This is a genomic window from Mycobacterium sp. 852013-51886_SCH5428379 (genome assembly GCF_001665575.1).
Lineage (GTDB): Bacteria > Actinomycetota > Actinomycetes > Mycobacteriales > Mycobacteriaceae > Mycobacterium.
This window is the reverse complement of record NZ_LZSU01000018.1, coordinates 104,648-116,959: the sequence shown is the minus strand read 5'-3', so window position 1 is coordinate 116,959 and position 12,312 is coordinate 104,648. Positions and strand designations below refer to the sequence as shown.

The window sequence follows — 12,312 nt, the reverse complement described above, 5'->3', positions numbered from 1 at the left end:
CGCGTGCAATGCTTTGCGCCATGGCCAGAATCGCGATCATCGGTGGCGGAAGTATGGGAGAGGCGCTGCTCGCTGGGCTGCTGCGCGCCGGTCGACAGGTCAAGGATCTGGTCGTCGCGGAGAAGAACCCGCAGCGCGCCAAGTTCCTCGCCGAGAAGTACTCCGTGCTGGTCACCTCGACCGTCGAGGCCACCGACAACGCCCACTACGTGATCGTCGCGGTGAAACCGGACGACGTGGAGCGCGTCATCGACGACATCGCCGCGGCGGCGGCCAACGCCGAGACCGACACCGCGGAGCAGGTCTTCGTCAGCGTCGCCGCCGGGGTGACCACGGCCTACTACGAGAACAAGCTGCCGGCGGGGGCGCCGGTCGTGCGTGCGATGCCCAACGCGCCCGTCGTCGTCGGCGGCGGCGTCAGCGCGCTCGCGGCCGGCCGCTTCGCCACCGCCGAGCACCTCAAGGAGGTCTCGGCGCTGTTCGACGCGGTGGGCGGCGTCATCCCCGTACCGGAGTCGAAGCTGGACGCGGTCACCGCGGTCTCGGGCTCCGGACCCGCCTACTTCTTCCTGATGGTCGAGGCGCTGGTCGACGCGGGCGTCGCCGTGGGCCTGTCCCGGTCGGTGGCGACGGATCTGGTCGTGCAGACGATGGCCGGTTCGGCGGCGATGCTGCTGGAGCGTCTCGACGAGGCCCAGCCGTCGGGGGACGCGGCCGGGCAGGCCGGGCTGTCGGCGGGGACCGGCTTCGACACCACCGCCGCCCAATTGCGCGCGACGGTTACCTCGCCGGCCGGCACCACCGCCGCTGGGCTGCGGGAACTCGAGCGCGGGGGTTTGCGGTCAGCCGTCGCCAACGCCGTCGAAGCCGCGAAAACACGCTCTGAGCAGCTAGGAATTACATCCGAGTAGTTCACTGAATTGCGATCGAATAACCCACACCCGTCGCAGTAACCCCATCCGCCACGCTATTCTCCTCGTGTATGCACGGGTGGGTCCAGCGGTGGGGAAGCCGCTGGAACTGCCCGGGCCTGATGGATTGGGTTGCGATGACGTCTACGAACGGGCCATCGGCACGTGACTCGGCCGGGGGGAAGCGCGATGGGGCTTCCGATGGTCAACAGCCACGAGCTCAATTCCTCACGGTCGCCGAGGTGGCGAACCTGATGAGGGTCAGCAAGATGACGGTCTACCGCCTGGTGCACAACGGGGAACTCCCGGCGGTGCGGGTGGGCCGGTCGTTCCGCGTGCACGCCAAAGCGGTCCACGACATGTTGGAGAGTTCCTACTTCGACGCCGGCTAGGCATCCGGGCCGCTCGGGCGTTTTCGCGTCACGATCCCGGCTTGGGTAAGGTGTCCGGGTTGGACGTCAGAGTCCGATGTGGCGACGGCATGGGTCGAGATTCCGTGCCGGCCCAGCGTCGGACACAGGAAACGTAGGTAGCGGAGTTCATGGGTTCAGTCATCAAGAAGCGTCGTAAGCGCATGTCGAAGAAGAAGCACCGCAAGCTGCTTCGGCGCACGCGGGTCCAGCGCAGAAAACTCGGCAAGTAGCGCTCAGCCGCTCGCCAGGTGGCTTACAGCGGCAACGGTTAGGCTGGCGTCGTGGAATCGACCGTGACGGGGGACGGTCAGTACCCGAAAGTGGTACTGGTCACCGGAGCGTGCCGATTCCTCGGCGGCTACCTGACCGCCCGGCTGGCGCAGAATCCGCTCATCGACCACGTCATCGCCGTCGACGCGGTGACGCCGAGCAAGGACATGCTGCGCCGCATGGGCCGCGCCGAGTTCGTGCGCGCCGACATCCGTAACCCGTTCATCGCCAAGGTGATTCGCAACGGCGAGGTGGACACGGTGGTGCACGCGGCGGCGGCGTCGTACGCGCCGCGGGCCGGCGGCCGTGCCGCACTCAAAGAACTCAACGTGATGGGTGCGATCCAGCTGTTCGCGGCCTGCCAGAAGGCGCCGACGGTGCGCCGGGTGGTGCTCAAGTCCACGTCCGAGGTCTACGGCTCGAGTCCGCACGATCCGGTGCTGTTCACCGAGGACAGCAGCGCCCGCAGGCCGCCGGCCGAGGGCTTCGCCCGCGACAGCATGGACATCGAGGGTTACGTTCGCGGTCTGGGGCGGCGCCGGTCGGACATCGCGGTGACGATCCTGCGGCTGGCGAACATGATCGGCCCGGCGATGGACACCGCGCTGTCGCGATACCTGGCCGGTCCGGTGGTGCCGACGGTGCTCGGGCAGGATGCGCGGCTGCAGCTGCTGCACGAGCAGGACGCGCTCGGTGCGCTCGAGCGGGCCACCATCGCGGGCAAGGCGGGCACTTTCAACATCGGAGCGTCCGGGATCATCATGATGAGCCAGGCGATTCGTCGGTCCGGGCGCATCGCACTGCCGGTCCCGCGATCGGCCCTCTGGGCAGTGGATTCGCTGATGCGCGCGACTAAGTACACTGAGCTGGACCGTGAGCAGATGAACTATCTGAGCTACGGCAGGGTGATGGACACGACGCGGATGCGCGAAGTGCTGCGCTTTAGTCCAAAATGGACGACGGCGGAGGCTTTTGACGATTACGTCCGTGGGCGTGGACTGACGCCGATCGTTGACCCACGATGGATACGGTCGGTCGAGGGGCGCGCGGTTGCGGTTGCGCAGCGCTGGGGAAACTAGGCAGAGCTGAATTCGGGGAGAAGGTACTGACGTGGCGGGCGAGTCCAAAGCCAAAGTGATTCCGCTGCACGGGAATTCAGGCCGAGGGGCGGCCGCTCGACGCTCGGCGAGCCGGTCCGACGCCGCCCGTCGGCACCCGTCGCTGCTCGCTGACTCGGGCGGTCCGGCCTCCGCCGAGCAGATCGCGGCGGTGGTGCGCGAGATCGACGCCCATCGTGGCGGCGCCGGCGCCGCTGCGCCGGAAGCAGAACCCACCGAACTGGCGCTGCGCATCTCCGCGGTCGCGGACTTCGTCCGCAAGCGGATGACCGGCGATTACGAGGTCGACGAGTTCGGCTTCGACTCCCACCTCAACAACGCCGTCTTCCTGCCTTTGCTGCGTGGACTGTTCAACTCGTGGTTCCGGGTCGAGGTCAGCGGTGTGGAGAATCTGCCCGACGAAGGCGCCGCGCTGGTGGTGGCCAACCACGCCGGCGTGCTGCCCTTCGACGGTCTGATGACGTCGGTGGCCGTCAAGGACAAGCACCCCGCCCACCGGGATCTGCGACTGCTGGCCGCCGATCTGGTCTTCGACCTGCCGATGGTCGGCCAGGCCGCCCGCAAGGCCGGCCACACCATGGCGTGCACGTCCGACGCCCACCGCCTGCTCGCCGCCGGCCACCTCACCGCGGTGTTCCCCGAGGGCTACAAGGGGCTGGGCAAGCAGTTCAAGGACCGCTACAAGCTGCAGCGATTCGGCCGGGGCGGCTTCGTGTCGGCCGCGCTGCGCACCGGTGCACCCATCGTGCCGTGCTCGATCGTCGGCTCCGAGGAGATCTACCCGATGGTCGCCGACGTGAAGTTGCTCGCGCGGCTCCTGGGTCTGCCGTACTTCCCGATCACGCCGCTGTTCCCGCTCGCCGGGCCGCTCGGGGTGGTGCCGTTGCCGTCGAAGTGGCACATCCAGTTCGGTGAGCCGATCCCCACCGCCGACTACGAGGACGGCGCCGCCGACGATCCGATGATCACCTTCGAGCTGACCGACCAGGTCCGCGAGACCATCCAGCAGACGCTCTACCAGCTGCTCGCCGGCCGCCGGAACATGTTCTTCGGCTGACGTCCCTGGCTACTGGGCGTTCTGCCCGGCGACCATCTTCGCGATCGCCGCGTCCCGGCGCGCCTTGATGTTGGCGGTCACCTCATCGGCCTCGTCGTCGTGCGCGGCCTCGCCGATCACGGTGACCACGCTGGTCAGCACCGGTTCGCCGTTCTCGTCGCTGACCTCGCCGCGGACCTCCGTGACGACGGTGCCGTGCGCCTCGATCACCGAGTCGAGGTACGAGTCGAAGAACAGCTTGTCGCCGGCGAGGACGGGCCGGTGGAACGTGATCTTCTGGTCGCGGTGCAACACCCGCTCCATGTTGATCGGGATGTCGAACTGGTTGAAGATCTCGGCCTGCACTCGGCGACCGGCGACGGCCAGGAACGTCAGCGACGCGATGAGCTGGTCGTAGCCCGATTCCTTGGCGGCGGCCTCGTCGTAGTGGGCCGGGTGGTCGTCCTTGACCGCCTTGGCGAACTCGCGGATCTTCTCCCGGCCGACCTCGAAGTAGTCGGGGTACCGGTAGTGGGTTCCGATGATGTCTTCAGCGATGGCCATGACTGCGCGAGCCTATCAGCGCCTACTGACGGCGCGACACCACCGCGGCCAGCGCCCCGCCCAGCGCACCGAGCGCCACCGCGGACGGCACCCCGACGCGGGCGGCCTTGCGCGCGGTGCGGAAGTCGCGGATCTCCCAGCCGCGTTCACGGGCCACGCTGCGCAGCGCCGCGTCCGGGTTGATCGCGACCGCCGTGCCGACCAGCGACAGCATCGGCACGTCGTTGAAGCTGTCCGAGTAGGCCGTGCAGCGGCGCAGGTTGAGGCCCTCGCGGATCGCCAGCGAGCGGACGGCGTGCGCCTTGCCGGTGCCGTGCAGGATGTCGCCGACGAGTCGGCCGGTGAACACGCCGTCGACGGATTCGGCGACGGTGCCCAGCGCGCCGGTCAGTCCGAGCCGCCGGGCGATGGTCGCGGCCAGCTCGTACGGCGTCGCCGTGACGAGCCACACCTGCTGGCCGGCGTCGAGATGCATCTGGGCGAGCGCGCGGGTGCCCGGCCAGATCTTGTCGGCGATGATCTCGTCGTAGATCTCCTCGCCGACGGCGGCGAGTTCGGCGGTCGACCGGCCTTCGATGAACGCGAGCGCCTTGGTGCGTCCGGCCGCGACGTCGTCGCTGTTCTCCCGGCCCGTGAGCTGGAACTTGGCCTGCGCGTAGACGAAGCCGAGGACGTCGGTGTAGGTGAAGAACTTGCGGGACGCCAGACCGCGGGCGAAGTGCACCAGCGAGGAACCGTGGACGAGCGTGTTGTCGACGTCGAAGAACGCCGCGGCCGTCAGATCCGGCGGCGGCGCCGGAGTGACGGGTGCGGGCTCGGCGGCCAGTTCGGTGACGGCGGCCTCGGCGCTGGCGTCACCGGCGATCTGCTGACGTTCGGCGTGTGTACCCCCGGTTTCGGACACAGGCCAACATTAGGACACCGGGGGCGGATACTGACGTGGTGGATCAGGAGGCGAACACCGAATCGGCAGGCGCACGTTCGGGTGCGCCGCACCAGGTGGTGCTGTTGACGCGGGGTACCTGCACCATCTGCGCGCGGGTCGCAGCCCGGCTCGCCGAGCTGGCCGGGCAGTACGACTTCACGCTGACCGTGACCGACGTCGACAACGCCGCCGCCGACGGCGACCCCGCCCTGCGCGCCGAATACGGCGACCGGCTGCCGGTGGTCATGCTCGACGGCCGCGAGCACAGCTACTGGGAGATCGACGAAGAACGGCTGGTCGCCGACCTCGCCCGCTGACCGGTCGAAGCGTGACGAAGGGAACTGGATGGGAACCGGGCGAAATTTGGTAGGCACGCTCATAAACCATTAACGTGGATGACGTGGTGATGAGGCCATGAGCGTTCTGCTGTTCGGGGTTTCGCACCGCAGTGCCCCGGTGTCTGTGCTCGAACAATTGAGCACGGACGAATCCGACCAGGCCAAAATCGTCGACCAGCTTCTGCAGTCGGCACTGGTCACCGAGGCGATGGTGCTGTCCACCTGCAACCGCGTCGAGATCTACGCCGTCGTCGACGCGTTCCACGGCGGTCTGTCGGTGATCGGGCAGGTACTGGCCGAGCACTGCGGCATGACGCTCAACGATCTGACGAAGTACGCCTACGTGCGCTACGCCGAGGCCGCCGTCGAACACCTCTTCGCCGTCGCCAGCGGACTGGACTCCGCCGTGATCGGAGAACAGCAGGTCCTGGGCCAGGTTCGCCGCGCCTACGCGGCCGCCGAGGCCAACCAGACCGTCGGCCGCACCCTGCACGAGCTGTCGCAGCGCGCGCTGTCGGTCGGCAAGCGGGTGCACTCCGAGACCGGGATCGACGCCGCAGGCGCGTCGGTGGTGTCGGTGGCGCTCGGCATGGCCGAGGCCCGGCTCGGCGCGCTGGCCGGCCGCACCGCGGTCGTCATCGGCGCCGGCAGCATGGGCGCGCTGTCGGCCAAGCACCTCGTCCGCGCCGGTATCGACCGTGTGCACGTGGTCAACCGCTCTCTGCCGCGCGCCCGCCGGCTGGCCGAGAACCTGCGCGAACAGGGCGTGACCGCCGACTCCCACAGCTTCGACGACATCGCGCACGCACTCGCCGACGCCGACGTCGTGATCTCCTCGACCGGCGCCGTACGCCCGGTGGTCTCGCTCGCCGACGCCCACCGCGCGCTGACCGGCCGACCCGAACAGCGTGAGCTGGTGATCTGCGACCTCGGCATGCCCCGCGATGTCGATCCGGCGATCGCGGGCCTGCCCGGCGTCTACGTCATCGACATGGACCGCATCCAGCGCGAGCCGTCGGCGCGCGCCGCGGCATCCGACGCCGAGGCTGCGCGCACCATCGTCGCGACCGAGGTCGCCGCCTACCTGACCGGTCAGCGGATGGCCGAGGTGACCCCCACGGTGACCGCGCTACGGCAGCGGGCCGCCGATGTGGTCGAGGCGGAGCTGCTGCGGCTGGACCACCGGCTGCCCGGCCTCGAGGCCGCCCACCGCGACGAGGTCGCCAAGACGGTGCGCCGGGTCGTGGACAAGCTGCTGCACGCTCCCACGGTCCGGGTCAAGCAACTGGCCAGCGCTCCGGGTGGCGACAGCTACGCCGAGGCGCTGCGGGAGCTCTTCGAGCTCGATCAACAGGCTGTCGATGCCGTCGCCGGCGGCGAACTGCCGCTCGTCCCAGGGCTCGATCCGTTCAGCGCCGCGGTGACCGACATCGACAAGTCCGAGTAGCACTTGACCAAGTCTCAGCCTGCCTCCCCCGGGTCGCTGCGCTCCGGCCCGCCGACGATTCGCATCGGGACCCGAGCCAGCCTGCTGGCGACCACCCAGGCCGGCACCATCCGCGACGCGCTGATCGCCAACGGCCACCAGGCCGAGCTCGTGCTCATCTCCACCGAGGGCGACCGCAACCAGGGACCGATCGCCGACATCGGGGTGGGCGTGTTCACCGCCGCGCTGCGGGAGGCGATCGCAGACGGGCGTGTCGACGCCGCGGTGCACTCATACAAGGATCTGCCCACGGCCAAGGATCCGCGGTTCGTCATCGCCGCCGTGCCGCCGCGGGAGGACCCCCGTGATGCGCTGGTCGCCCGCGACGGACTCGTGTTGGGGGAGTTGCCGGCGGGTTCGATCATCGGCACGTCCAGCCCGCGACGGGCGGCGCAGCTTAGAGCACTGGGTCTCGGTTTGGAAATCCGCCCCCTAAGAGGCAACCTAGATACCAGGTTGAACAGGGTTGGCAACGGTGATCTCGACGGCATCGTGGTCGCACGCGCGGGGTTGGCCCGCATCGGGCGACTGGCGTATGTCACCGAGACCCTCGAGCCGGTGCAGATGTTGCCAGCGCCGGCTCAGGGCGCCCTCGCGGTCGAGTGCCGCGCGGACGACACCGGACTCGTCGCACTGCTGTCGGAGCTCGACGACACCGACACGCGTGCGGCGGTCACCGCCGAGCGCGTCCTGCTCGCCGAACTGGAGGCGGGTTGCTCCGCACCGGTGGGCGCGATCGCCGAGGTGGTCGAGTCTATCGATGAGGATGGCCGCGTCTTCGAAGAGGTGTCGCTACGCAGCTGCGTGGCGGCGCTGGACGGATCCGACGTGATCCGCGCGTCCGGTGTCGGAACTCCCGACGGGGCCGCAGACCTGGGGGTCTCGGTGGCCGCGGAGTTGTTCGAACTCGGGGCGCGCGAGCTGATGGCGGATCACCACTAGCTGTAGAGCGGAGTGAGCGACAGATGACTCGGCAGGAGAGCGGGCGCGGGCGCAAGATGAAGCCGGGCCGCATCACGTTCGTGGGCGCGGGCCCGGGTGACCCGGGTCTGCTGACCACCCGGGCGCACAGCGTGCTCGCCAATGCCGCGCTGGTCTTCACCGACCCCGACGTCCCCGAAGCGGTGCTGACGCTCGTCGGCGCGCACCTGCCCCCGCCGTCGGGGCCGGAGCCGGCCGAGGCGGCCGACGGTGACGCGGCGGCGACGATCCCCGGCGGGCCGGATGTGCGGCCCGCACTCGGTGATCCGGCGGAGGTGGCCAAGACGCTGGCCGGTGAGGCCAAGCACGGCGTCGACGTCGTGCGCCTGGTCGCCGGTGACCCGTTGTCGGTCGACGCGGTGATCGCCGAGATCAACGCCCTGGCGAAGAGCCACGCGAACTTCGAGATCGTGCCGGGCCTGCCGGACACCACTGCGGTGCCGACGTACGCCGGTCTGCCGCTCGGCTCCACCCACACCGTCGCCGACGTGCGCGATCCCAATGTCGACTGGGCCGCTCTCGCTGCGGCGCCGGGTCCGCTGATCCTGCACGCGACCGCCTCGCATCTGCCCGATGCGGCCCGCACCCTGATCGAGTACGGCCTGGCCGACTCCACCCCCGCCGTCGTCACGGCGCAGGGCACCACCTGCCAGCAGCGCTCGGTGGAGTCGACGCTGTTCGGGCTGGTCGACAAGGCCGTCCTGGTCAGCCCCGAACCGACCGGCGCCGCTGCGAGCCCGCTGACCGGGCCGCTGGTCGTCACGATCGGCCGCACGGTGGCGCACCGGGCGAAGCTGAACTGGTGGGAGAGCCGCGCGCTGTACGGCTGGACCGTGCTGGTGCCGCGCACCAAGGATCAGGCCGGCGAGATGAGCGAGAAGCTGGTCGGCCACGGCGCGCTGCCGATCGAGGTCCCGACCATCGCCGTCGAGCCGCCGCGCAGCCCTGCGCAGATGGAGCGTGCGGTCAAGGGTCTGGTGGACGGCCGCTTCCAGTGGGTCGTGTTCACCTCCACCAACGCGGTGCGCGCGGTGTGGGAGAAGTTCAACGAGTTCGGTCTCGACGCCCGCGCGTTCGCCGGGGTGAAGATCGCATGCGTCGGTCAGGCCACCGCGGACCGTGTCCGCGCATTCGGGATCAACCCGGAGTTGGTGCCGACCGGCGAGCAGTCCTCGCTGGGACTGCTCGATGAGTTCCCGCCGTACGACGACATCTTCGACCCGGTCAACCGGGTGCTGCTGCCCCGTGCGGACATCGCCACCGAGACCCTGGCCGAAGGGCTGCGCGAGCGCGGCTGGGAGATCGAGGACGTCACCGCCTACCGGACCGTGCGCGCGGCACCGCCGCCGGCGTCGACCCGCGAGATGATCAAAACCGGTGGCTTCGACGCCGTGTGCTTCACGTCGAGTTCGACGGTGCGCAACCTGGTCGGGATCGCGGGTAAGCCGCATGCGCGCACGATCGTCGCGTGCATCGGGCCCAAGACCGCCGAGACCGCCGCCGAGTTCGGCCTGCGCGTCGACGTGCAGCCCGAGGTGGCCGCCGTCGGTCCGCTCGTCGAGGCGCTCGCCGAGCACGCCGCGCGGCTGCGCGCCGAGGGTGCGCTGCCCCCGCCGCGCAAGAAGAGCCGTCGCCGGTGAGGATCAGCCGCTGATCATGCGTCAGCGTCCGCGCAGGTTGCGCTCCACCCCGGCCATGCGCCGGTTGGTCGCCGAAACCTCCCTGGAGCCAAGGCATCTGGTGCTGCCGATGTTCGTCGCCGACGGGATCGACGCACCGCGGGAGATCTCCTCGATGCCGGGCGTCGTGCAGCACACCCGGGATTCGCTGCGCCGTGCGGCCGCCGACGCGGTGGCCGCAGGCGTGGGCGGGCTGATGCTCTTCGGCGTGCCCCGCGACGAGGACAAGGATCCGCGCGGTTCGGTCGGCATCGACGCGGACGGCATCCTCAACGTCGCGCTGCGTGATCTGGCCAAGGACCTCGGCGACGACACCGTGATCATGGCCGACACCTGCCTGGACGAGTTCACCGATCACGGCCACTGCGGCGTGCTGGACGACCGCGGACGCGTCGATAACGACGCCACCAATCAGCAGTACGTGAAACTGGCTGTCGCGCAAGCACAGTCGGGGGCGCACGTGGTCGCCCCGAGCGGGATGATGGACGGTCAGGTGGCCGCGATCCGCGACGGCCTCGACGGCGCCGGGCACACCGATGTGGCGATCCTCGCGTATGCGGCGAAATTCGCCTCGGCGTTCTACGGCCCGTTCCGCGAAGCCGTCGGATCCAGCCTGCAGGGGGACCGCCGGACCTATCAGCAGGACAGCGGCAACGCCCGCGAAGCGCTGCGCGAGATCGAACTCGACATCGCCGAGGGCGCCGACATGGTGATGGTCAAGCCGGCCATGTCGTATCTGGACGTGGTGCGCGCATGCGCCGACATCTCGCCGGTGCCGGTCGCGGCGTATCAGATCTCCGGTGAGTACGCGATGATCAGCGCCGCCGCCGCCAACGGGTGGATCGACCTGCAGGCCTCGGCACTCGAAGCGCTCATCGGCATCCGGCGTGCGGGCGCGGACATCGTGCTGACCTACTGGGCCGCCGAGGTGGCCGGCTGGCTGGCATGACCGCGCCGTCCACCCGCCCGGCCGAACCGTCACCCACCCGGCCTCCCGATGTCGACACCGGGTTCTGGCTGTGGGTCGCCGCGCTGCCACTGCTGGCGACCGCCTACCTGCTCGACAACTTCACCTCACCGGTCGGCGGCTCGTCGCTGTTCCTGCGCGGCATGTCGGTCCTGGTGCTGGTCGTCGTCAGCGCGCTCGTCGTGACGTTCCTGCTGCTGATGCGGCAGGGCTACCGCTGGTCGCGCACCGTGCTCAGCGCCGGTGGCTTCGGGTCGATCGTCTACACCGTGACCAACCTGTTCACCGTGCAACGGGAGTCGGCGGTGACCGCGGTCGGTTACGCGGGCGCGGCGATCGTGGGTTCGGTGCTGGTCGCCGGGGGGCTGTTCCTGTTGCACCGCAAGGACGCCGACGCCTTCTTCACGCGGTGAGCAGCTAGGCTGACCCGACCATGAGCGCTTCGCCCACCCCGTCGCGGCCGCGCGTCGTCGACATCGCGTTTTGGCTCCTGGTCGGCGGCGCGGTCCTGCTGCTGCTCGGTGGTCTGCTCTCGGCGACGGTGACGTTCGAGACTCTCCGCAGCCAGTTCCGCGCCGATGTCACGAATGAGTCGGTCGAGTCCTTCTTGCTGATCCAACGGGGTATGGGAATCGGTTCCGTCCTAGCCGGTGGAGCGCTGGCCTTTGTCGCCGGCCGGGCGCGCCAGGGGGACGCCAGGTTTCGGCGCGCGACGATCGCGCTGGCGCTGGCCGTTGCGGTCGTGTTGGTGATCTTGGCAGCGGGCGGTGGGATCGCGAACACCATCGCCCTGCTGTCGCTGGTGCCGATCGCTGCGGGCACGGTCCTGCTCACCCGGCGCGGTGCGTCCGAGTGGTTCGACCGGAAGGATCCCGCGTGACGGCGCCCGACGAGCGACTGTTCTACGAACCGGGCGCGAGCTGGTGGTGGTTGCTGGCCGGCCCGGCGGCGGGCGGGGCGATGCTGGCGATCCAGCTGTCGGCCGGCTACGGCATGCAACCGCTGGTGCCGGGACTGTTCCTGGTGCTGGTGTCGGGGTTCCTCTCCGTGCAGGTCCACGCCGCCCGCGTCCACACCTCGGTGGAACTGACGACGCTGACGCTGCGGCAGGGCGCCGAGATCATCAAGGTCGCCGACATCGTCAAGGTCCTCCCACCGGCAGGTGGTTCCGAGGTGCAGAAGTGGGAGTCGGCGCGGGCGCTCGGCGAATTGACCGGGGTGCCCCGCGGCCGGAAGGGGATCGGTCTGACCCTGACGGGGAAACGGACCGCCCAGGCATGGGCGCGGCGGCACGCCACGCTGCGCGAACATCTGGAGCGGCTGGTCGAGGAGCGCGTCGCGTGAGAACACGCGCGATCGTCGAGTTGGTGTTGGCCGCGGCGGCGGGCGCCGGCTGCGTGGCGGCCTGGCTGGCGGCGCGCCGCCCGTCGGTGGCGCCGCCGATCATGCCCGGGCAGCCCGAGACCCCGGTGCTGACGTATTCCGCGCCGCTGTTGGTCCTGGCCCTGATGCTGGCCACGCTCGCCGGCGTGCTGATCGTGGTCGGCGTCGCGCACCTGCGCCGCCGCTGACCGAGGTGAGCCTGCTCACAAGCCCTACGGTACAAAGTACGGAATCTGTAACA

16 protein-coding genes are annotated in these 12,312 nt (G+C 69.7%); 14 read left to right on the top strand and 2 right to left on the bottom strand.

The window, feature by feature from the left end; genetic code table 11:
• Window positions 1-20 precede the first annotated feature (20 nt).
• From proC to A5757_RS07185, 5 genes are all read left to right on the top strand, one after another.
• Window positions 21-911, top strand: a complete 891-nt coding sequence (proC, locus tag A5757_RS07200) for a pyrroline-5-carboxylate reductase (RefSeq protein WP_156618223.1) — start codon at window positions 21-23, stop codon at window positions 909-911.
• A gap of 137 nt (window positions 912-1,048) precedes the next feature.
• Window positions 1,049-1,303, top strand: coding sequence for a cell division/environmental response transcriptional regulator (locus A5757_RS07195; protein WP_066830872.1), 255 nt, complete (start codon window positions 1,049-1,051; stop codon window positions 1,301-1,303).
• Between the two features lie 149 nt (window positions 1,304-1,452).
• A complete protein-coding gene (locus tag A5757_RS22695) occupies window positions 1,453-1,554 on the top strand; it encodes a 30S ribosomal protein bS22 (RefSeq protein WP_003402602.1) in 102 nt (33 codons plus the stop codon).
• A gap of 51 nt (window positions 1,555-1,605) precedes the next feature.
• Window positions 1,606-2,673, top strand: coding sequence for an SDR family oxidoreductase (locus A5757_RS07190; protein WP_066830762.1), 1,068 nt, complete (start codon window positions 1,606-1,608; stop codon window positions 2,671-2,673).
• A 31-nt stretch (window positions 2,674-2,704) separates the two neighbouring features.
• Entirely contained in the window at window positions 2,705-3,769 is a 1,065-nt protein-coding gene (locus A5757_RS07185) for a lysophospholipid acyltransferase family protein (RefSeq protein WP_066830755.1), read from the top strand.
• Between the two features lie 9 nt (window positions 3,770-3,778).
• Here the strand turns inward: A5757_RS07185 and A5757_RS07180 are convergent, their stop codons facing one another.
• Window positions 3,779-4,312, bottom strand: a complete 534-nt coding sequence (locus A5757_RS07180) for a MaoC family dehydratase N-terminal domain-containing protein (RefSeq protein ID WP_066830753.1) — start codon at window positions 4,310-4,312, stop codon at window positions 3,779-3,781.
• Window positions 4,313-4,334: 22 nt separating this feature from the next.
• A complete protein-coding gene (locus A5757_RS07175; RefSeq protein WP_066830752.1) occupies window positions 4,335-5,216 on the bottom strand; it encodes an HAD family phosphatase in 882 nt (293 codons plus the stop codon).
• Between the two features lie 95 nt (window positions 5,217-5,311).
• Between A5757_RS07175 and A5757_RS07170 the strand changes: the two genes are divergently transcribed.
• From A5757_RS07170 to A5757_RS07130, 9 genes are all read left to right on the top strand, one after another.
• Window positions 5,312-5,554, top strand: coding sequence for a glutaredoxin family protein (locus A5757_RS07170; RefSeq protein ID WP_066830870.1), 243 nt, complete (start codon window positions 5,312-5,314; stop codon window positions 5,552-5,554).
• Between the two features lie 97 nt (window positions 5,555-5,651).
• A complete protein-coding gene (locus A5757_RS07165; protein ID WP_066830748.1) occupies window positions 5,652-7,022 on the top strand; it encodes a glutamyl-tRNA reductase in 1,371 nt (456 codons plus the stop codon).
• 57 nt (window positions 7,023-7,079) lie between these two features.
• Complete coding sequence (gene hemC / locus A5757_RS07160; RefSeq protein ID WP_197497286.1) at window positions 7,080-8,003, top strand: hydroxymethylbilane synthase; 924 nt, start codon at window positions 7,080-7,082, stop codon at window positions 8,001-8,003.
• A gap of 23 nt (window positions 8,004-8,026) precedes the next feature.
• The gene (locus A5757_RS07155) at window positions 8,027-9,682 is read left to right on the top strand and encodes a bifunctional uroporphyrinogen-III C-methyltransferase/uroporphyrinogen-III synthase (RefSeq protein WP_066830747.1); all 1,656 of its coding nucleotides are present in this window, start codon (window positions 8,027-8,029) and stop codon (window positions 9,680-9,682) included.
• 16 nt (window positions 9,683-9,698) lie between these two features.
• On the top strand, window positions 9,699-10,670 hold the full coding sequence (hemB, locus tag A5757_RS07150) for a porphobilinogen synthase (RefSeq protein WP_082929358.1): 972 nt from the start codon (window positions 9,699-9,701) through the stop codon (window positions 10,668-10,670).
• Entirely contained in the window at window positions 10,667-11,101 is a 435-nt protein-coding gene (locus A5757_RS07145) for a hypothetical protein (RefSeq protein ID WP_066830743.1), read from the top strand. The genes hemB and A5757_RS07145 overlap by 4 nt, the downstream gene beginning before the upstream one ends.
• A 20-nt stretch (window positions 11,102-11,121) precedes the next feature.
• Complete coding sequence (locus A5757_RS07140; protein ID WP_066830740.1) at window positions 11,122-11,568, top strand: hypothetical protein; 447 nt, start codon at window positions 11,122-11,124, stop codon at window positions 11,566-11,568.
• A complete protein-coding gene (locus A5757_RS07135; protein WP_066830737.1) occupies window positions 11,565-12,032 on the top strand; it encodes a DUF3093 domain-containing protein in 468 nt (155 codons plus the stop codon). Before A5757_RS07140 ends, A5757_RS07135 begins: the two co-directional genes overlap by 4 nt.
• On the top strand, window positions 12,029-12,259 hold the full coding sequence (locus A5757_RS07130; protein WP_066830734.1) for a hypothetical protein: 231 nt from the start codon (window positions 12,029-12,031) through the stop codon (window positions 12,257-12,259). The genes A5757_RS07135 and A5757_RS07130 overlap by 4 nt, the downstream gene beginning before the upstream one ends.
• The last annotated feature ends 53 nt before the right edge of the window (window positions 12,260-12,312 follow it).